This window comes from Vibrio owensii CAIM 1854 = LMG 25443 (genome assembly GCF_000817815.1).
In the GTDB taxonomy this organism is placed as follows: domain Bacteria; phylum Pseudomonadota; class Gammaproteobacteria; order Enterobacterales; family Vibrionaceae; genus Vibrio; species Vibrio owensii.
In genome coordinates, this window is sequence record NZ_JPRD01000028.1 from 148746 (window position 1) to 169100 (window position 20355).

Here is a 20355-nt window from a genome sequence, read left to right on the forward strand (position 1 = left end):
GTTATAACATACCAATTAGCACAGAGTTAGACTTTTGATAAAAAACTCAAAGTATCCGCGATATTGCAATGGCTAAAGCATTACGTTAGTGAGTTAATTCGATTAGTGTTAACAAACAAGAGTCGATGAGCAAATCAGCAATACATTTCCGTTAAGCAAATACAGAGAAGGTTTTGGATTGTCGGTGTGTTTTGCTTAACATTCTGAAAAATAGATTAAAGTACTTATCAACTAGCATTGGACGTATTACATTACTCATTTGAAAGGCCATCGTTGGCAAGGAGGCAAAAATGCTATGGATTGTGACAAAGTACTTAACCACCGCCGCGATTGTGGTTCTCATTTCTGAAGTCGCGAAGCGAAGTGATAGGTTAGGTGCGCTCGTGGCTGCATTGCCAACCGTGACCATATTGGCGTTGGTATGGATGTATATTGAAGGGCAAGGCACAGAGAAGCTGTCTAACCACGCGTTTTATACCTTTTGGTTTGTTGTACCAACATTGCCAATGTTTCTTCTTTTCCCTTATCTACTGAGCAAGTATTCCTTTTGGATTACCTTGCTGATTAGCTGTGTTGTATCCGTAATTTGTTTTGCGATAACGAATTTGATCGCGAAACAATTTGGTATCAACTTGCTTTAAGCTCGTTTTCTTTTTGGCTTTGTATCCATTGGCGAGGTGACATACCAGATACATTTTGGAAAGCACGAGAAAAACCCGAGTAGCTGTTGTATCCCACCTCGTCAGACACCCAGTTGAGCGGTTTATTTTGCAGTAATAAAGACTGGGCAATGGATACTCGCCATTTTTGCACATAATCTCCCGGAGTTTCCCCAACGGTTTGTTTGAACGTCTCAATAAACTGAGTGCGAGACATGGCCGCCAATGACGCCAATTCATTTAGATGAAAATGACGGGCAGGGAGCTGATGAATAGCCGTCATAACGGGAGCTAAACGAGGGTGGACGAGCGCAGCAAACAAGCCGTGTTCAATTTGCTTTTCCTCAATAAGATAACGAAAGATCAACGCCATTAAGGTATCGCTCAGCTTATCCAATAAAAACTCTTGTCCGATGCCATTTCCTCTTGCTTCCGAGGACAGCATATCCAAGAGCGGAGTTAGGTTCGGCACCGCGTTAAAAGGGATAACGACGACATCCGGCAAGACAGACAATAGAGGGTTGATCTGCCCACCTCGGTAATCCACATTGGCGCAAACTAATTCTGTTTCTTCGCTTCCTTCAATTCTATGCGGCGTATTGTTTGGCAGATAAACGATGCAAGGCTCTGTTAGCTTTTGAGCCTTCTCGTTTGCGCTTGTCAGTATCAATTCACCAGCATTCAAAACATGCAAATGGCCTCGGTTATGGTGCTCTGCTTGGAACGAGGAGATACCACACAAGTGTCCAGAATAGAAAACGCCTGTGCGTATTGAGAAATGCTTCATCAGCTGTGACAACAGATCCATGTTACCTCCGAACGATTCGCGTACTTTTTTGGTCTTTTGTCCCTTTATAGACCGGAAGAGTTAGCTAATTTATTCACACAAGGCAAACAAACACAGACAAGGAGCTTACTATGTCACGCATTAAATCAACTGGTCGAAAACTCACTTTAATGACCGCTTTACTCGGAACCAGTTTTTCACTGATGGCTGCGGATGTAGGCATGAGCGTTGATGCAAATGATCTCGCTATCAAGGGTTACGATCCGGTGGCTTACTTCACGGATAATGGCCCAGCTCAAGGGAAGGCTCAATATTCAGCTACGTATAACAATGCGATTTATCACTTTGTGAACGCAGCAAACCGAGACCAGTTCAAAGCTGATCCTCAAGCGTATGCGCCGCAATACGGTGGTTACTGTGCATTTGGTGTTGCGATGGGCAAAAAGTTTGAAACTGACCCAGAGGCATGGAAGATTGAAGGTGGCAAACTGTACTTAAACTTGGATAAATCGGTACAGAAGCGCTGGCTAGAAGATACGCAAGGCTTTATTCAAGACGCCAACACCAACTGGACAACGATTAAAGTTGTTGATGCAGATAAGCTGTAACGGACGTCGTTTTTATCCTTTCCTCACATATTTAAGGCGAGCCAATTGGTTCGCCTTTGTGTATTGGGTCGAGGGAACGGACGTTTATAAGTTGTTATTTACCCAAGGTAGAAGCGATATATTTGTCACGAAAATTGATTTATTCCCAATCGAATTAGTTAGATAGGTTGTTTTATAAATGCAGATGGGATTATTGTTGTCGAATAATAATTTATATCAATAACAATCAGTTGGAACCTATCAGACATGAAAAACAATCTTCTCAAAAAACTTCAAGTACTCACCGTTATTGCAATGGCTTCTTTGACGGTGGGATGTTCATCTATGGATGCACATGCGAGAGGGGTTACGGTAAACCATTTTCCGGTACAGCGTTGTCCGTTGCGCGCCAGCCATGCTTCTTGGATGGCTCAGCCGTGTCTTACGCTTTATATCCTATTTCTTTCGTCGATATGCCTTTGTCATTGGTTACTGATGTTGTATTCCTGCCTGCTGATTTAATCATGTTATTTACTCCAACGACCAGCTACGGCAGTGTTTTGTCACAAGGTTGCCCAAGTGGCAGTATGATTTAGTTGCTTTGCTTCATTCCATTATTAACTTTTAGGAATAATCGTTATAACTTCCAGCACTAAAGGGCTGCGGATAATATTGGATTCAGTTGTTAAGAATATTCCTACGATCCTTTAATTCTGGAGGGAAAGCAAATGAAGAAAGCTCTAATTTGCGTAGCTCTAACTTTGCCTGCATTTCACGTGTTCTCTGCGCCAACAGACATCAATTCGCTTGAACGTATCGACTACGGAAACTATCAGTTTTATCAACCATACATTGAAACGGTACACACGGTAGATTTGATTGCACCGCCACCGACAGAAGGCAGCAAACAAGATCTCGAAGATAAGCGTGTGGGTGCTATCGACTTTTCAGTTGATGACCCAGCGAGAATGGCTCAAGCGACACAAGACGCGCGTATTACTCCAGAATACTTTGCCAAGATTTATGGTGATGTATTGGGCGTGAAGATTACTAAGGAAGACACCCCAGCGATGTATACCGTTTTAGGACGTAGCATTGCTTCTTTTGGTCTTGCGACATCAGACTCTAAAAAGCACTACAACAAAGCGCGTCCATTTGCGGTAAACGGCTTACCTTCTTGTACACCTTATGCCGAAGACTACCTATCTAAAGACGGATCGTACCCTTCTGGTCATACAGCATCAGGCTACGGGGTTTCACTCGTTGCGGCAGCAATTGCGCCGAACAGTGCAAAAGCACTGGCTGAGAGAGGTGCGGATTACGGCTACAGCCGAGTCGTTTGTAACGCACACTGGATGAGTGATGTGGAAGCAGGGCAAAAAGTAGCGCACATCGTGTTTGATAAGCTCAAGGCAGATAAACAATTTTCTGAGGACTTACAAGCTGCGCAGCAAGGGTACGTTGCGCTAACCCAATAACGATAAATCGATACAGATACAGGCGGCCACAGTGCCGCCTTTTTCATTTTTAGCTATCTACTTATCTACATCACCGATAACGCCTTCATGAGATAGATCGCCAGATAACTCTGCTTGGATCTCTGCAAGGCTTTCTTCTTCAGCCGCGACGATTTTTCCTGTTAAAGCATCAACCTCAACTTCATAAGCTTTGTCACCTTTCTTAACGAAGACATCCCATTGCGTATCTGGTTCGTCATGGCGAATGCCAAGCACTTCAACATCTAAAGCGCCAAGCGCGGATTTAATGGCTTCTTCTTGGCTAATGATTTTTGCGTCGGACGCGGCGTAACTTGGAAGGCTCAATACACCAAATACGGTCAAGGCCGAACATAAGATTAACGTTTTCATTGGTTTCTCCTTAAGCTCTCATCTCACCAGAGAGAATTCTTTCGTTGGCGTCTCCATAGTGTAGGTGGTGACGTAAAAGAAATGTGAATATGCTTTTTGAGCGGTATTCATCCTAAAACACGCGCTTTTGTTACTTCGGGGGCTTGGTGTAAAAAGGGACGGTCGATTCTGGAAACGTGGGGCGCTAGGGCTATACAAGTTTTTCACATTTCTATTGGTAGTTTGGCGACAGTTAAAACCATGATGGATTGAAGTCGTCGTATGAACAGAAATTTGATGCTCAACTTTGGCATTGTATTCGTTGCTTTACTTATCCCTTACTCGGTGCTGCAAATAGGCACGCCGACAGTTGAGTGGCCAATGTTTTGGCAGGTGCGCACTTATTTGGTCAACTACAGCGGTATCGTATCAATGATCTTGATGTCATTGTGCGTGATTCTATCTGTGAAGCATTGGCCGTTGGAACGCTTGCTAGGCGGATTAGATAAGCAATATCGTCTGCACAAATACCTAGGGATATCGGCGGTGTTTTTTGCTTTGTTTCACTGGGGGGCATTTTTAAGTGATGATTTCGCGATGGATTTTGGTTATGTCGAGCCAAAGAATGAAACCTTTCCGTTTTGGAAGCTGATTGATGCCTTGGGTGATCAGGCGCAGTTGATTGGCGAATATGGTTTCTATCTGTCCGCGGCTTTTGTTTTGATTGCGTGGATTAAGAAGTTCAAACATAACGTCTTTCAGCTCACTCATAAAGTCTTTCCATATCTTTACCTGCTTTTAGTGCTGCATATGGTGATGTTCTTTGATGTAAGCCTATGGTTAACCGTTACCGGAGCTATCCTTCTGTTGGTCAGCGGTTTAGCAACGGTAGGATGCTTGATTACTATCTTAGGTTTGAATGGTAAGAAGAAACGTTATCCCGCCAAGGTTAGTCGTATCAAATCAATCAACGGCGGAATTGAAGTGGTGCTTAAAGTACTTGAGCCTCAGTTTAAGTATCAGCCGGGTCAGTTTGCATTCATCGGATTTGACGATAAAGAACGGCCACATCCATTTAGTTTGGCGTCAGCTCATAACGAAAACGGCCAGGTGCGATTACTAATCAAAGCCAATGGTGATTACACGCGTTCATTGATGAAAACGCTTGAAATCGGGCAATCGGCTCAGATCGAAGGCCCATACGGATGTTTCAATTTCCAAGATGATACAGAGCAACAAATTTGGTTTGCAGCAGGCATCGGCATCGCGCCATTTTTAACCGCTATTGAAGCGATAGGTAGAGCAAAGTCTGTAACGCTTTTCTACAGCTATCGAGAAGAGGACAAGGTGCTTCTGGATGAATTACAACACAGAGCAAAGGAAGCGGGCGTTAAGCTATACATTAGAAATACAAGTGAAGAAGGGCGTTTCACCAACACGGAGCTCATTGAGCGCATAGCAAATGTGGAGAGCAGCAGTGTGTGGTTTTGTGGGCCTTCCGAGCTGGGTAAGACGCTTGAGAAAGCATTTATCAATATCGGTCTACCAGCCAAGTCATTCCATCGAGAGTTGTTTGAGTTTAGATAGAACTAACTGAAATTCGGGCCAATAATGAATAAGGCGAACCAAATGGCTCGCCTTATTTTGTTTTTGCTGCAAGGGCTTAGAAGATCGCCTGTTTTTTATCTTTGATATAGAAATAGACGCTGATAGCGATGAACAAGAACGTGAAATAGTAGAAGAACGAAGACAGCGATGCGATAAAGTCGATGTGTTGTTCTATTTGCGCTTCGGTGTAGTTTTGCGAGAGTAACTTGTAGTAGTAGGCATAGAGCATACCTATCAAGCCGTAACCCAAGTTAAACATCAAACCTTTGAAGCTTAATACTGTCGCTCGGTTGTGAGATTCTGTTTTCTTGTTTAAGTGGTAGCTGATGAAAATGTTCATCGTCATGATAATAAAGATCAGAATCAGCGCAGGAATCACCCCGTAAATTGACCAACCTAAGCTTATCCAATAGTAGGTCGCCATTGTTGCCACGCCCATGACTAGAATGAACGTCTTCGGTGCCATACTCTCTGCCAAACGGCGGCTTTGGCCAGCTAAGACAATCTGCAAGAGGCTAATGCCAGCGCCGATTAAACCAAAGTAGATAATTGGAATATCAATCGCACGATAGTACTGACTGTTCATGGTCAAAAACATTCGTGAAGTGTGCTCGAACAAACTGTAGTAGAGCAGAATGAACAGTACGTAAGGCGTAGACAATACCCACTTGGCGGTGTTGAGTGTGAGCTTCATGCTGGCCATGGTTGAAGCCAACTTGCTTTCACTGCTTGGTATGACCTTTTTCTCTTCTCTCATGCTGAATGCGGCGTAGATGGCGATCAACGCAACAAACAAAGTCGCGTAAACAGGGATGCGCATGATGTCTTGTGTGGTTTCTGGTTTGTCGAATCCAAGGAACTGATACACGTTGGCCATAAAGTTGACGTCGTACATGGCAGCACCCATAAGCGTAACGACGATACCCACGCTAGACGCAATACGAAGTTGAATCTGTAACACTCTCGGCCACAGCTCTTCCTTACCTTGTTCCTTTAATGTGTCGTAAGCCAACGCCTCATCTGCGCCACTTGCTAACGCCATTGCTAAGCCGCTCAGCACCCGGTTAATCAAAAACACAACGAAAACAAAAGTGGGATTCCCTGTAGGGACAAAGGCGATCATTGCGATTTCGATGAACATGACGATGGACGACAGCACCACCAGTCGTTTTCGCCCTAAGGTATCGGCAAAAGCGCCGGAAGGGACTTCCGCAAGTACAATCGTCGCTGCCCAAACAACATTGAGCATGGCGAATTGAGACAGCGTCAATCCGTAATCCAAATAGAGCAGCGTGAATACGGGGTAATAGAAGCGCGCAAAGTAACTGCTTCGGAACATGAGGAAGCAGCGAACGTTACGGATTTTAAGGATTTCTTTCAGCGTCATGAAACATTCAGCAATATGAATAACATAACGTTATGTATAAACCTTTTTTAGATTGATGGGAAAGGTTTGTGCTTTGAAATCGCGAGATTTTTCTGAATAGTCGCTATTCCTTAGTTAACGACTCAACGCGTCACCCAGTGGACGAAAGTACGCTTGAAGCGCTTCGTATATCGCGTTTCTGTGTGCGATATCTGGGTAAAGAGGCAGGGTGTCGGCCTTTGTTGTGCCAGAAACTAGGTATGCGTTTTCAATACCAGAACAAGACTCCACAACGGCTTCAAATGCTCGTGCCATCATTTCGGTGGGTTGTGAAAAGTAGCTCGACCCCATCGCTTGGTCTGCTTTTACACTTCGGGATACATAGTCATGTCTATCTTGTCCGTCTGGCGTGAGCAATGTGGCGTCAAAAATCTTCAGTAATCGCTCGTTGAGTGGATGCGGGAAATGATCGGCATTTTTCAGCCAGCAATCACTCGCAAATAAGATTTGGCGCTGCGGCCCCGAACGATCGCCAATGTCGAAAGCTTTCTCGGCAATGTAATGATCGAACGCATGCCAAAACTCATGAGCAAGCGCACCTGCACCAGCATTCTTTGCTAAGGCTAATTCACGTTGATTTGGTGCGTAATGTGCTTGAACCCCTTTGCGGCCACCAGTACCAAAAGCAAGGTTCAAATTACCACGAAGTCCAATCGCCGAAGGCGGTAGCGCAAGGATGTACGCTAAGTCTGCGAGAGAATCGAATATTAAGTTTGCTGCGAGGTCTTTTTCTTCTTTGTTCACCCACTTACCAATACGAATTCCGCCGATGCCAAATGTTTCTTTGATGTCGACAAACGACACCTGGTCGCCATGGCGATAATCAGGGCCTTTACGCGTTTTGTATTTAAAACTGGTTAACTGCAAGACATGCCTCGAAGTGGTGCTGAAGGAGTGGAAACTTATACTCAAAACATAAGACGTCAGATTATACCGCAATAGAAGGCAGAGTCGGAGATTTCGTCCTATCTCGTTTTACGCAGGCTCGCGAACTTGTCCAATCCATCTACACTAAAACTAACACTTGTTTTATTCGCTTTGATTTTCAATAGCTTTGATGTGATTCCAATCAATGGGTTCGAGTCATCGAAATACGGATATTTTATGTGGCAAACATTTCTGGTTTTTAAGCATGATTGGGAGATTTCGCCGTGGACCCGTTAACGCAAGGGTTGGTTGGGGCGTCATTGTCTCTATCAGTAAGCAAAAAACAACACTTGGTGGCGGCAGGTGTCCTTGGAATGCTCGCCGGTATGGCACCAGATTTGGACATACTGATTCGCTCTTTCAATGATCCGCTGCTGTTTTTGGAATATCACCGACAGTTCACCCACTCATTGTTGTTTATTCCTATTGGCAGCTTACTCTGCGCTTTGGTTTTACATCCCGTTTTTGCCAAAAAGCTTGGTTTATCGTTCACACAAAGCTGGTGGTATTGTGCGCTCGGCTACGGTACACACGGGTTATTGGATGCGTGTACCAGTTACGGAACTCAACTTTTGTGGCCGTTTACCAACGAGCGGTATGCGTGGAATACCGTTTCTGTTATTGACCCTGCATTCACGCTTCCTGTTTTAACAGGCGTCGTGTTTGTTTTGCTGAAACGTAACCCTTGGTATGCACGAATCGCGATAGTTTGGGCGTTTGCTTATCTTACGTTCGGCATGATTCAAAGAGACAGAGCAGAAGAAGCAGGATGGGAGCTTGCACAAGCAAGGCAACATGCTCCAGTGCGATTAGAGGCCAAACCTACGTTCGCGAATAGTTTGGTTTGGAAAGTCATCTACGAGACTGAAGGTCGATACTATGTAGACGCCATAAGAGTAGGGGCTGCGACCAAAATCTATACTGGAGAATCGGTTGCCAAACTGGACATCGGGAAAGACTTCCCTTGGTTAAGCTCAACATCGCAGCAGGCCTTAGATATTGAGCGATTTCGTTGGTTCTCTGATGGCTTTGTCGCGCGTGATCCGGACGATGAAAAGCGCATTATAGACGTGCGTTACTCAATGGTTCCAAACGAGATAAAAGCTTTGTGGGGCATTGAGCTTTCTCAATCTGCTGATGAAAACACCCATGTGGCCTACACAACACATCGAGACACTTCGCAAGAATCAAGACAAGCATTTATCGATATGCTGAAAGGCAGCGACTGAGTGTGACTCAAGAGTAATTAAGCGCATTGAAAGTCTTTAATCAATGTTGGCTTTTTGGAGAAGAAAAGTTTGCTAAACAAGGATTTGTATTCCCATCCAAGAGACAGCAGGCTTTTCGCTAGGTTCTTGTTTTCAATGATGGCAACTTCAACACCTTGATAGTGATACGGGTTGTTTCTTACGTAGTTGATAAACGCCGTTAAAACCCCTTGGCCACGGACCGAAGGATCAAGGTTGATCGACACAATGGAAAAGCGCTGACTCCCCACAGGACAACGGACAAAGCAGTAACCCAACGGGTGAGTAATGGTTTCTGAAAACTCAGGGAAAGGGCGAGATTCGAAGTCCTTAGATAACTCATCGTATTGGTTACAGAGGTAATGAAAGAGTTGTTTCGCGTCGTTGTTCATAATGGCGTTGCTTTGTATTACTGGATTTCACAGTAATTTTAACCACAGCTTGCACCACAAAATGCGGTGAACTTTTTCCAAATTGATTTCCTCTTTTTGAAAGTTATGTGATTTCAAATGAAGATTCATGATTTCTATATGGAATAGAAAAAGCAGAACTTGCTACTCTGAAATTGAAAGAGTTAGAAAGTAAAATAGTAAGAAGAGACAGTAATAGATAGAAGCAAAGGCCACGGCTTGATGGAACCAAATATGACGAACGGTACGGCACCCATTCTTTATTCTTTGCACAATTGCCCCTACGCGATTCGTGCAAGATTTGCGTTGCTCAAAGCTCAGCAACGTGTGCTTATTCGTTCTATCAAGCTCGATAACAAGCCATCAGAAATGCTAGAGGTATCGCCGAAGGGCAGTGTGCCAGTATTAGTGATTCCCAACCGTTCTCAAATGGAGACTACACAGCAAAAACAGATACTTGAAGAAAGCTTAGACATTATGGTTTGGGCGCTTTCTGAGTGTGATCCGCAGGATCTTTTGAATAGCAGTCATCCAGAAGCATTGCCTAAAATGCTCGAAGTGATTGGAGAGTTTGAATCGCACTTTGTACTCGCGATGAACGCCTTTGGTTGTGCGAAGCGTTACCATGAAGATAATGCAGATGAACTGCGTAAAGAGTGTGAAAGGGAGCTCATCAAGTTGGAGTTTCTTTTAACGCAGCACTCCTTTTTGTTTTCGGAACGAGAAAGTCTGGTCGATATTGCTATTCTGCCTTTCATCCGTAAGTACGCCCGCATCGATAAACAGTGGTTTAGGCAAAGTCCTTACCCAAAACTAAAAGCGTGGCTGAATGGTTATATTCAAAGTCCTCAGTTTTCCAAAGTGATGAAAAACTATGACTTGTGGTTAGACGCTCGGGAGGAGCAATACTTTGGCAATTAAGCGCTGCTCTTAAGGCTATTTGGGCGGAATCATCTAGCACATCTTCACATTTGCAATATTAGCTTACTGCCTCATCCATTGACGACCACACCTACGACGCGCATCCTTTTAAGTTCACTCAGGGCCAAGGCTCTTATTTCGCAAACAACTCGATAGCTGCGTTTGGTGCGCAGTGCTTGAACTTAAAAGGTAGCGTGTATGAACAAGATTGTTATGTTGGTGATGGGGCTACTTTTTACCAGTCGGTTATTTGCAAGTATTGTCCCTCACGCAAGCCAACTTGAACACGATGCGCCCATTCTTCTTCGTTCTGTGTTGCTTGTCGGTGTCGCAGGTTTCCTGATCTGGAAAGTGGTTCAGTACTTCCAGAAAAGCAAATCTTCAGAGTAACTCGCTGCTACTAGACTTTATCTGCACATCGAAACAAATAAAAAGTGGTAATTGAAATCACAGCCCTTAGAATGCGCAAATTAAAAGTTAATAACAGATGTAGAGTGATTTTATGCTTCGTGATTACACATTCGATTGTCTTGTGACTATGCCGCGCCATGAACTGGAAGAGTTTAGCGCTCGCATGATCAGTAAAATGGTGCCAGAAGATGTGATGAACGAACTGTTTACCTTTGACCAAGAAGAAGTAGACAGTGAAGACCGCATGTTGTCAGCGCGCCTAGATGCGATGTTACGCATGACCGCAATCGCACTAAGTGAAATTCAGCAAGCGTTTGATGATTCGGACAACGCGAAGCAAAACAGCGAACGTATGACGCGTCTTGTGCTTTGGCACTTCTACGCAATTTCATTCCGTCTAGAAGAAGCAATCACGCTTGAAACACACTGTGAGCAAGTAGAAAAGCTGCTACAAAACACACCGACAGACGTATTCGCATGGGTGAAGACGCTAACAGAGCTTCTGCACACGTACGCGGAAATCAACGCGAAGGAAAACCCAGAAGGCTAAGTCCTACTAGGGATAAAAGTACAGCATGAAAGGCGAGCCAACTGGTTCGCCTTTTTCGTTTGTATTTTTAAGTGGCTTAAAGCTGCATGTTGGATTTGTTTCCTTGGAGTTATAAATAACGCCATTACTCTTTCTCCCGCATCCCGCCCAAATAACCACATATACTAGGGGGTAGTATTATATACTGGAGGGGAGTATAGTTTTTAAAAACATAACTCACTGGGAAGTGTCACTGTATGAAAGACGTAAAGGGTGTTTTTCGTAACCTAGAAAAAATGCTGCAAAACGCGAATTGGTTTGAAGATGGTTGGGAAATTTACAACCGAGGAGAGTACCTGCAGCTGTATAAGCAAAACTGGTTCAACGAAAACCAAGGTGGTGTGCATTTCGAAACGTATATCGAAGGGCCTCAAGTGAAGCAAAAAGCCTTTCCGATTTGTATGCATGCGGAAGAAGACTGTCCATCTCAAGCTGAATTTGTACGTCAATTCAAAGAGCTAGAAGGGAGCCGTATTGCTGGTTGGAAAGGGTATAAGACACTGGATAACAGCTATGGCATTTGCCAGCGAACCCTGCCGCTCAACTTTAAAAACCTAGAACAACGTTTGTTTGAAGAATTCAACCGACTGCGTGCGCTAGAAGCAAGCATCGACAAAGTGCTGGATAGGTTATAAATGAAAAAGCAGAAAAGCCCTTGTATCGATGTATGTGATTTCTCCCATAGCAAAGGGTGGTGCGCTGGGTGCGGAAGAACGCGAGAAGAATGTAAGACTTGGAAGTCGATGAAGCCTTACGCCATCAATGCGCTCAAAAAAGATCTGCAAAAGAGAATGTCTCAAATGAAAGCTCAGTAATACTGGGCTTTATTTAATGTATGAGTCGATAACTTTAATCACCACGTCCATATCTGCTTCTCGCTGTTCTTTGCTTTCTTCTAGAACAAGGTGCTCATGTAAATGACCTTTGATGACCTCTTTCATCAAACCGTTTACCGCGCCTCGAATCGCGGCGATCTGCTGCAATACGTCCTGGCACTCTTGCTCTTCATCCAACATTTTCTTAAGACCATTAACCTGACCTTGTATCTTGCTGACTCGGGCCGTTAGCTTTTTCTTATCTTTGGCTGTATGTGACATAGCATCTGTACTCAATGTAATTGGCAGGAGAGAGGAGTTAGTCGGTAATGTAGCACCGAATTTATACTGGGGGGTAGTGTTTATACTAACGGGGAGTATATTTGCGATGAATTGTTTTAAAACAAAGCCCGCTAGTTTCAGCGGGCTTTATGGAAGGTTACTCTAGGTGCTTAAACTGCAACGCGACGAGGCGCTGATAGAGTTCGCAGCTTTGCATTAGCGACTGGTGGTTGCCAAGATCAATCAACTCGCCGCCGTCTAGCACCGCTATTTTATCAGCGTGTTGGATGGTTGAAAGTCGGTGAGCAATGATCAGAGTCGTGCGGTCTTTCATCAATGCTTCAAGTGCTTGTTGAACATGGTGCTCACTTTCACTGTCCAGTGCGCTGGTGGCTTCATCAAGCAAAAGGATTTTTGGATCTTTCAGAATCGCACGAGCAATTGCGATACGTTGTTTTTGACCGCCAGATAATCTCACGCCACGTTCACCCAAAAAGCTATGGTAACCGTCGGGTAGCTTCTCAATAAACTCATGCGCGTGTGCTTTCTTCGCTGCTTCAATCACTTGCTCGTCAGTCGCGTTTGGGTTGCCGTAGCGAATGTTGTGGAACACATCGTGGCTAAACAGAGCGGGTTGCTGCGGAACCAATGCCATTTGACGGCGAAGATCATTCGGGTCGAACTGTCGAATGTCTTCTCCACCAAACAATACTTGGCCTTGTTGCGGGTCGTAGAAGCGTTGCAGCAATTCGAATAAAGTCGTTTTACCAGCGCCAGAAGGGCCAACTAAAGCCAACACCTTACCTTTCTCTGCAGTCAGGTTTAACCCTTTGATAGCGGGTTGGTCGGGGCGAGAAGGGTAGTTGAAGTTCACTGAATCAAACGTCACTTCCGCTGGCATATCATCGGTGATAGGAAGGTGATTGCTTGGTGCGCTGATGTCGCTTTCTACTTGAAGGATCTCAATCAGCCTTTCTGTTGCGCCGGCGGCTCTTTGTAGTTCCCCCATGACTTCGGAAATCGTTGCCATAGAAGACGCAACCATGATGGCGTAGAACACAAATGCCGCTAGATCGCCAGCAGACATTTTGCCGTGAATCACATCACTGCCACCAACCCAAAGCATGCCAGCAATGGCGCTGAACACGATAACGATAACGCCAGAAATCAGAATCGCGCGCTGTTTTACTCGCTGTCTGCCAACTTCATAAGCTTTTTCTACCTCGACAGCAAACGCCGCGCGTTCATGCTGCTCTGAGCTAAAGCTTTGAACCGTTTTGATGTGCTCAATCGCTTCACCTGCGTAGCTGCCGACGTCGGCCATGGTGTCTTGGCTTTGGCGTGATAGGGCACGTACTCGTCTTCCATAAACCAAAATAGGAACCAGTACGAACGGCACAGAAGCCAGCACAATCAAAGTGAGCTTAAAGTTGGTTGCGAACAACATGATGATCGCACCAATACACATAAGCGCGCTGCGCATCGCCATAGAAAACGACGACCCAATAATGCTTTGCAGCAGCGTCGTATCTGTCGTGAGGCGAGACATAATATCGCCGCTACTATTGGTCTCAAAATAACTAGGATGCAGCGTAATCACATGGTTAAACACCGCAAGACGAATGTCTGCGCTGACGCGTTCGCCCACGGAAGAAACCAGATAGAAACGGAAGAACGTCCCCACCGCGATACACAGCGTCACACCGACGATAAATTGAATCGCATTGGTGAGTTCTTGCAGCGATTGCTGAGCAAAGCCTTGGTCTATAAGAATGCGCACGCCGTAACCGACGGACAGCGTTAGGCTAGCTGTGGCGATAAGGGCAACTAAGGCAGCAGCAACGCGCCATTTATAAGGTGAAACGAAGGTGTTGAGTTTAAGAAGAATGCCGAGATTTTTATTATTTTTACTGCTCATGAGTGGCTCACAAAGCGTTATAGGTACTTGGCATAGTAAGCGACTTTGGTACGTGAAACCAGTGGTGAGTCAGTTTCGATAACAGAGTGATCCTTCTGGCAAGGCATTCAGCTCGATGGAACCTAATTTCTCACTTTTTGTTATTGGCATATGCTAATTACAGGGCATAAAGTGAATGCCTCAAATAGATAAAGGAATTCACCATGTCAGTCGCTCGCCAAGTCTAACGCTTCTTTTCTTTGTTCTCTTTACTCATTCTGTTTTGTTCCACAGACAATCTCAAACTCAGAGGTCTTTATGTCTATTCATGCTCCTAGAAACCACCAACATTGCGCAGTCTGCTGCCAGCCGTTTTTCAACGCGCACGATACGATTCAATTTACGGCAATGCCGAGTGGTGGCGTGCAAGGACAAATCGTGCCGACAGAAAAGGTTCAAGGCTATCAAGGCGTGATGCAAGGCGGTGCCATCAGTGCGCTGCACGATACTGCTATGACACACTGTCTTTTCGCCCAAGATATCTGCGCAATGACGGCTAAGCTGGAGGTGCGCTTTATCAAACCTATCCCTCTCAATAGTTCAATCCGAGTGGAAGCGCATTGCATCAAGAGTAAGCGAGGCATGTATTTGCTAGAAAGCGAAATCTATGTTGGTGAGCAGTGCTACTCAAAGGCTGAAGCCAAGTTTATGCAGCAGGCTGTTGAGGTCTAATATTGCTTACTTTTTGAGTACAGCAGTGAGCCACGAGAAGAGTTTAAAAGGAAAGGTTGTTACGGAAGGGAAAGGGAAGTGAGTCAACCTATTTGGTCAACTCACATTCTTTGCTATTGGCGTAGTGAGTAAAGAACCTAAACAGCGATGCAGTTAATCCACATACGCCACGGAGCTTGGTTCTTTATAAATACAGTCTACTTTTGTCACACTGCCACTCGAGTCTTGATATTGAGCATAGACGACCCATAGGCCATTGGTTCGCGCGCCCATTACCGTAACCCGAGTATTTTCACCATAAGTTGTATTGTCCGTGCCAGATCCTCTACCAAAAGAGACTTGGAACTCCTTCTGGACAGCACGTTGTACTTCCATGCCGTTAAAGTCCCCCTTTGGCTGAACATGCAAAAACTCAAGCCCGCCTCCTTTTCCTTTACGGATTGCAAAGGTACAACCGGTCAATTGAGTGGTTACCAAGTAGTCAGCAGCATCATAATGGGTGACTTTAGAAATGGAGTCGGGTTTAAGTTGTTCAAAAGGAGAAACGGGGATATGAATACATTGAAGTGCTTTCGCGTTTTTAACTAACGATTTTGGACCAAGGCGGAAACGCATCTCCTTCATCTTTACCCCCTGATTTATCCCGAAAGCGGTATCGCCATGGCTATACAAGTAAAACCTCATAGCACCTTTCGATTGGCCCGCGCTGGTAATGGATAGTGGGAAGCGAAGTAAAAACTCCTCTAAATCTCGGTCTAAAACCTGAACAGCCTGATCTAACGTTTGTGGCATAACACAGTCCTTTGTTGTTATTTATAGAATGTGTGGAATCTTATTGATTATAGTTCACAGGCATAAGCATATATGAACATATCGAATCCAATGAAATTTCTTCTTCTTTCATCACGAGAACATGATATTGCTCGGAAGTAAGCACTGGTTATGTTGATGAAGTCGCCCGTTAGCAAAAAGAGATTGTCGCTTCGCCATTCAATAACAGAAAGGTGAACCGAACCGTTCACCTTCATCGTTTCATTGCTTAGCGCTTTGACCTAAATCGAGCATCAAACTCAGTTAGTACCTCAACTTTGGGGTTTGTGGGCCGTTTTTATCTGTTCGAAAAGCTCTTCCGCCTCCGCAGTTAATAGAGAGTAGGTACGTATATCGCCTCGTCTTTGGGCTTGCATCGCTTGTTCAAGCAGCATTGAGTGGCGTTTTTTGAGTTTCTTGACTGAATTGTTTTTGAAGAAAGAAAACATAAATAAATCCTTTACTTAGAACCTCCCTTTATTACGCGTTTTGTCTGCTTTTGGTTCAAACCATCAAAACCGCACTATTGTTTTGTTACGTCTTTCTTTTGTTCAATCTGTCGCCAAAGATGACGGTTTTCGACTCATTGATGGGAGGGCGTTTGGGACAATTTTGACTCACTTTGCCATACAAAAACTTATCTGAATTCATGTGGCTAATTGTTTGTTGTTTATATCGTTATTTTACATATGAACTACAGAGCACTATTGGCGAAATGAGGGGATATATTTTTTGAGTCAATAGTAAATAACGGTCAGGTCATGAAAATAAAGGCTTCAAAGATGAAGGATGTGATGTTGTAAGAGTATTTCAAAATGTTTCCGTTGTTACACCTTGTAACATTGGTGCGTTGTCGGTATGGTTCGTCCCCTCAAAAAATAGACTTTTACGCTCAACTTAAAGGAAGAACTATAATGATTTCTAATGATGCGGTAATCATGGGCATGCTCGCTGTCATTCTCGGCGCTATCTTTATCACGGAAAGCAGCCAAAACAGCGCACTAAAAAGATTCTATTCGATCATTCCGGGTCTTTTACTCTGTTACTTTGTTCCTTCATTGCTAAACAGTTTCGGTATCATTGATGCGTCGAACTCTAAACTGTACTTCGTAGCAAGCCGTTACCTATTACCAGCAGCGTTGGTGCTTTTGATCATCTCTGCTGATCTTCACAAAATCATTGGTCTTGGCCCGAAAGCGGTCATCATGTTCTTGACCGGTACGGCAGGGATTATCATCGGTGGTCCTTTGGCGGTTCTGATTATCGATCAAGTTTCTCCAGATCTCGTTTCTGGTGATGTATGGCGTGGCCTAACCACGGTTGCTGGTTCTTGGATCGGTGGCGGTGCAAACCAAGCCGCAATGAAAGAAGTTTTCGAGGTGAACGACGAACTGTTCTCGGCAATGATTACGGTTGACGTTATTTGTGCCAACGTTTGGATGGCAATCTTATTGATTATGGTTGGCCGTCAGAAGAAGGTAGACGCATGGCTTAAAGCGGATACATCGTCAATCGAAGAGCTAAAAGAAACCGTTTCTAAGTACCAAGAAGAAAACGATCGCCCAACCACAACAACCGACCTTGTTAAGATCGCTTCAATTGCGTTTGGTCTAACCGGTCTTGCACATTACTTTGCCGATATGATTGCACCGTGGATTTCGACTAACGCTCCAGAACTGGCGAAATACAGCCTGACTTCGGGGTTCTTCTGGCTAATCGTATTGGTAACAACATTTGCGCTTGTTGCTTCTTGCTTTAAATCGACACGCAGTCTTGAGCACGGTGGGGCATCCAAAGTAGGTTCAACCTTCATCTACATCCTTGTTGCAACGATTGGTATGCAGATGGACGTCACGGCAATCTTCGATAACCCAGGTTACTTCTTTATCGGCATCGTTTGGTTAACCATCCATGCTGTATTAATGATTGTCGTTGCGAAACTGATTCGTGCGCCACTGTTCTTTATGGCGGTAGGTAGCCAAGCGAACGTTGGTGGTGCGGCATCTGCGCCTGTTGTTGCGGCAGCATTCCACCCAGCACTAGCGCCGGTTGGTATTCTAATGGCCGTTCTTGGTTATGCATTAGGTACATACGGCGCCTACATCAGTGGTCTACTAATGCAGTTGGCTGCGGGTCAATAATTTAACCTCGCAATTCAACCTAACGATACCTAAAGAAAAGTCCGGCATAGGAGCAACCATGCCGGACTTTTTGTATCTAGTTTGCTTGGATTAATTAGTAATGGTATCGGTGATTTAGCGACATTTATTTGCGTCGGTTATAGAAATAATCTTCTGAAGCATACGCAGAAAATACATTGCGAAAATGCAGTTTACGCCTCCGTTTTAACAAGTTACATTGTTGAAACTTTGATTCAAAGGACAGAACAATGAGTGCCCACCTAAAACAGCTTTGTCATACCCATCTCCCTGGTAATAAAGAAGACTCTCCAGCCGAACACTTTGCGAAAATGGCAAAGTGGTGTGAAGAAAACAACGTGAATCACGATGTCTACGGCGATGGAGAAACGATTCAAGCGTTCGAGCAAAAGGTTGCCGATCTGCTGGGTTACGAGGCGGGGCTTTTTGTTGTGACAGCGACGATAACACAGCCAACAGTGCTCGAAATCGTTACAAGACAAAAGCGTAATCCTATTGTCGCCATGCATGCATGCATCTAGCCATATTCCTGTGCATGAAAAACAAGGCTATCAGCTTCAACATCGTTTTAGTATTTTGCCAGTAGGGAACCCTTACCAAACATGGAAGCTTGAGGATCTCACTGCGTGGCCGGATGAAATCGCAGCCGTTCTTTATGAACTCCCGATGCGTGAAATTGGCGGTCAGCTACCTTCATGGCAAGAACTGGAAGAAATCAAAGCGTACTGCGCCGAAAATGATATTCATCTTCACATGGATGGTGCAAGACTATGGGAAACCGCGGCTTATTATCAGAAAGAATACCGCGAGATCGCCGCTGGTTTTGATACGACCTATGTTTCACTTTACAAAGGCATCAACGGCATGAGCGGGTCTATGTTGCTTGGCTCAAAGTCGTTCATTGAACTGGCTTCAATGTGGATGAAGCGACAAGGTGGCAACCTGTATCACAGAACACCTTATGTGGTGTCTGCGGCAATGCAGTTTGATGAAAGGTTGTCACAAATGCCGGCTCTGTTTGAGCGAACAAAACAGATCTACAAGATCATTGAAGAGTTCCCATCTTTGGCGGTAAGACCTACTCAGCCTCAAGCAAACATATTGCATCTTATCCTGCCATTTAGCTGTGAAGAGTTGAAAGAACTCCAACACACGTTTGCCACGGAAAAGGGCATTTGGTTTGGTAACCCACAGGTCAAGGCACATCCAAATCAATCCATTGTTGAATGGTATGTTGGCGACTACCTGCTCAATCTTGGTGATGACGAATTAAGGTCATTTTTCAATCAGTTACTCAGTAATAACGCATAAACTTATCAATATGCGAGCTTACTAACACGCGATACGTTACACTTCATGTATTCTTAATTGAAGCGAAGAAGAGGATTTATCAATGTCAAAAAGCTCCAAGCTTCACAATGAAGACAAACTGGTTAAGAAGGCACTAGAGATTGGTGGGAAGATGGCGAAGCTACAAGGTTTTGACCTTCCACAGTCACCACAACCTCTAAGAGTAAAAGCGATTTACCTATTCTTGGTCGATGCAAAACAGATCACACCACTACCGGAAAGCAAGCTAGACGGCGCAAGCATCAAACACCGACTGGCAGTCTGGATACACAGCGCATTGCCAGACAACGACCCTCTAAAGTAGACATCATCACAATGTGTCGGTCGTCACTGTTGTCACTCACTATCAAGGCGAATTAAATGGTTCGCCTTTTTAAATTTGGTCTTTGCGAGTAGGGCTTACTTACTCGGAAGTAAGGCAATAATGTTACTTAAGTTTAAATCGATTCAGTGAAGAAGAGGGAAAGCAGTGTTTAATAATGACTAAAAGGGAGCAGGGTGTAAGACCCTATTTCATCGAGCTAAATGGACGGACTTAGCTGCATAATGACCAATACTTCAGAGGTTCTGCCTGCAAAAAAGTGCGAATCGTTAAGTTATTTTATTGTACAATAGAAGAATGAATTTTTCTTGATGAAGATTTCCGGTTGGCTGCTTTGGTAAGTTAATCCTATCATTTGTAGTACCGCTACTATATCTATTTCGTGAAACAGTGCTTGATGCTCTTAAAGCGGCAAATCTTACCGGGATCGGTTTCATAAGGGGTGACCAGTGGCAACCCGCAACAATGTTTTGTATTGATGACTTCGGCTATTTATAGGTTTTGTTTATGCGTAAGTTGGTGAGAATAAATTTTCGGAATTGCAAAAGTGATTCTATAAAAACTTAACT

Annotated in this window: 23 protein-coding genes and 1 pseudogene; 15 read left to right on the forward strand and 9 right to left on the reverse strand. The window is 44.4% G+C overall.

What is annotated here, in order from left to right; genetic code table 11:
* Positions 1-290: 290 nt before the first annotated feature.
* Positions 291-641: a DUF3147 family protein gene (locus H735_RS16760; protein WP_005440716.1), complete on the forward strand. Its 351-nt coding sequence runs from the start codon at positions 291-293 to the stop codon at positions 639-641.
* Here H735_RS16760 and H735_RS16765 read toward each other — a convergent pair.
* Positions 628-1467, reverse strand: coding sequence for an AraC family transcriptional regulator (locus H735_RS16765; RefSeq protein WP_020196332.1), 840 nt, complete (start codon positions 1465-1467; stop codon positions 628-630). The two genes, H735_RS16760 and H735_RS16765, sit on opposite strands and share 14 nt — an antisense overlap.
* Positions 1468-1577: 110 nt before the next feature.
* Here H735_RS16765 and H735_RS16770 point away from each other — a divergent pair, with 110 nt between their 5' ends.
* From H735_RS16770 to H735_RS16775, 3 genes are all read left to right on the forward strand, one after another.
* Positions 1578-2054 (forward strand): YHS domain-containing (seleno)protein, encoded by a 477-nt coding sequence (locus H735_RS16770; protein ID WP_020196331.1) that lies wholly within the window; start codon positions 1578-1580, stop codon positions 2052-2054.
* Between the two features lie 416 nt (positions 2055-2470).
* Complete coding sequence (locus H735_RS32200; protein ID WP_475349702.1) at positions 2471-2629, forward strand: YceK/YidQ family lipoprotein; 159 nt, start codon at positions 2471-2473, stop codon at positions 2627-2629.
* A gap of 132 nt (positions 2630-2761) precedes the next feature.
* Entirely contained in the window at positions 2762-3511 is a 750-nt protein-coding gene (locus H735_RS16775) for an acid phosphatase (RefSeq protein WP_020196330.1), read from the forward strand.
* A gap of 57 nt (positions 3512-3568) precedes the next feature.
* Here the strand turns inward: H735_RS16775 and H735_RS16780 are convergent, their stop codons facing one another.
* On the reverse strand, positions 3569-3901 hold the full coding sequence (locus H735_RS16780; protein ID WP_020196329.1) for a PepSY domain-containing protein: 333 nt from the start codon (positions 3899-3901) through the stop codon (positions 3569-3571).
* Between the two features lie 261 nt (positions 3902-4162).
* Between H735_RS16780 and H735_RS16785 the strand changes: the two genes are divergently transcribed.
* The gene (locus H735_RS16785) at positions 4163-5467 is read left to right on the forward strand and encodes a ferredoxin reductase family protein (RefSeq protein ID WP_020196328.1); all 1305 of its coding nucleotides are present in this window, start codon (positions 4163-4165) and stop codon (positions 5465-5467) included.
* 76 nt (positions 5468-5543) lie between these two features.
* Here the strand turns inward: H735_RS16785 and H735_RS16790 are convergent, their stop codons facing one another.
* Both H735_RS16790 and H735_RS16795 read right to left on the reverse strand, forming a co-directional pair.
* Positions 5544-6875, reverse strand: coding sequence for an MFS transporter (locus H735_RS16790; protein WP_020196327.1), 1332 nt, complete (start codon positions 6873-6875; stop codon positions 5544-5546).
* A gap of 114 nt (positions 6876-6989) precedes the next feature.
* Positions 6990-7781 (reverse strand): CLCA_X family protein, encoded by a 792-nt coding sequence (locus H735_RS16795; RefSeq protein WP_020196326.1) that lies wholly within the window; start codon positions 7779-7781, stop codon positions 6990-6992.
* 284 nt (positions 7782-8065) lie between these two features.
* On the opposite strand from H735_RS16795, the gene H735_RS16800 reads away from it, so the two are divergent.
* Positions 8066-9070 (forward strand): metal-dependent hydrolase, encoded by a 1005-nt coding sequence (locus tag H735_RS16800; RefSeq protein WP_020196325.1) that lies wholly within the window; start codon positions 8066-8068, stop codon positions 9068-9070.
* A 17-nt stretch (positions 9071-9087) separates the two neighbouring features.
* Here the strand turns inward: H735_RS16800 and H735_RS16805 are convergent, their stop codons facing one another.
* Positions 9088-9480 (reverse strand): hypothetical protein, encoded by a 393-nt coding sequence (locus tag H735_RS16805; protein WP_020196324.1) that lies wholly within the window; start codon positions 9478-9480, stop codon positions 9088-9090.
* A gap of 252 nt (positions 9481-9732) precedes the next feature.
* Between H735_RS16805 and H735_RS16810 the strand changes: the two genes are divergently transcribed.
* The 5 genes from H735_RS16810 to H735_RS16830 all read left to right on the forward strand — a co-directional run bounded on the left by H735_RS16810 (position 9733) and on the right by H735_RS16830 (position 12234).
* Positions 9733-10419: a glutathione S-transferase gene (locus H735_RS16810; RefSeq protein WP_020196323.1), complete on the forward strand. Its 687-nt coding sequence runs from the start codon at positions 9733-9735 to the stop codon at positions 10417-10419.
* Between the two features lie 198 nt (positions 10420-10617).
* Positions 10618-10809, forward strand: a complete 192-nt coding sequence (locus H735_RS16815) for a hypothetical protein (protein ID WP_009704524.1) — start codon at positions 10618-10620, stop codon at positions 10807-10809.
* Positions 10810-10921: 112 nt separating this feature from the next.
* The gene (locus H735_RS16820; RefSeq protein ID WP_009704523.1) at positions 10922-11380 is read left to right on the forward strand and encodes a hypothetical protein; all 459 of its coding nucleotides are present in this window, start codon (positions 10922-10924) and stop codon (positions 11378-11380) included.
* A 236-nt stretch (positions 11381-11616) separates the two neighbouring features.
* Positions 11617-12054, forward strand: a complete 438-nt coding sequence (locus H735_RS16825; protein WP_005440697.1) for a hypothetical protein — start codon at positions 11617-11619, stop codon at positions 12052-12054.
* Positions 12055-12234: a DUF1289 domain-containing protein gene (locus H735_RS16830; protein ID WP_020196322.1), complete on the forward strand. Its 180-nt coding sequence runs from the start codon at positions 12055-12057 to the stop codon at positions 12232-12234.
* 9 nt (positions 12235-12243) lie between these two features.
* Here H735_RS16830 and rcnR read toward each other — a convergent pair whose 3' ends face one another.
* Both rcnR and H735_RS16840 read right to left on the reverse strand, forming a co-directional pair.
* Complete coding sequence (gene rcnR, locus H735_RS16835) at positions 12244-12516, reverse strand: Ni(II)/Co(II)-binding transcriptional repressor RcnR (protein WP_005440696.1); 273 nt, start codon at positions 12514-12516, stop codon at positions 12244-12246.
* 157 nt (positions 12517-12673) lie between these two features.
* Complete coding sequence (locus H735_RS16840) at positions 12674-14434, reverse strand: ABC transporter ATP-binding protein/permease (RefSeq protein ID WP_020196321.1); 1761 nt, start codon at positions 14432-14434, stop codon at positions 12674-12676.
* 297 nt (positions 14435-14731) lie between these two features.
* On the opposite strand from H735_RS16840, the gene H735_RS16845 reads away from it, so the two are divergent.
* Entirely contained in the window at positions 14732-15145 is a 414-nt protein-coding gene (locus H735_RS16845) for a PaaI family thioesterase (RefSeq protein WP_020196320.1), read from the forward strand.
* Positions 15146-15298: 153 nt separating this feature from the next.
* Here H735_RS16845 and H735_RS16850 read toward each other — a convergent pair whose 3' ends face one another.
* Complete coding sequence (locus tag H735_RS16850; RefSeq protein ID WP_020196319.1) at positions 15299-15937, reverse strand: hypothetical protein; 639 nt, start codon at positions 15935-15937, stop codon at positions 15299-15301.
* A 290-nt stretch (positions 15938-16227) separates the two neighbouring features.
* A complete protein-coding gene (locus tag H735_RS30965; RefSeq protein ID WP_009704518.1) occupies positions 16228-16404 on the reverse strand; it encodes a DUF6435 family protein in 177 nt (58 codons plus the stop codon).
* A 465-nt stretch (positions 16405-16869) separates the two neighbouring features.
* Here H735_RS30965 and H735_RS16855 point away from each other — a divergent pair, with 465 nt between their 5' ends.
* The 3 genes and pseudogenes from H735_RS16855 to H735_RS16865 all read left to right on the forward strand — a co-directional run bounded on the left by H735_RS16855 (position 16870) and on the right by H735_RS16865 (position 19768).
* A complete protein-coding gene (locus H735_RS16855; protein WP_020196318.1) occupies positions 16870-18096 on the forward strand; it encodes a DUF819 family protein in 1227 nt (408 codons plus the stop codon).
* Between the two features lie 248 nt (positions 18097-18344).
* Positions 18345-19425 (forward strand): annotated as a pseudogene (locus H735_RS16860) (threonine aldolase family protein).
* 82 nt (positions 19426-19507) lie between these two features.
* Positions 19508-19768: a DUF5062 family protein gene (locus tag H735_RS16865; protein WP_005376453.1), complete on the forward strand. Its 261-nt coding sequence runs from the start codon at positions 19508-19510 to the stop codon at positions 19766-19768.
* Positions 19769-20355 lie beyond the last annotated feature (587 nt).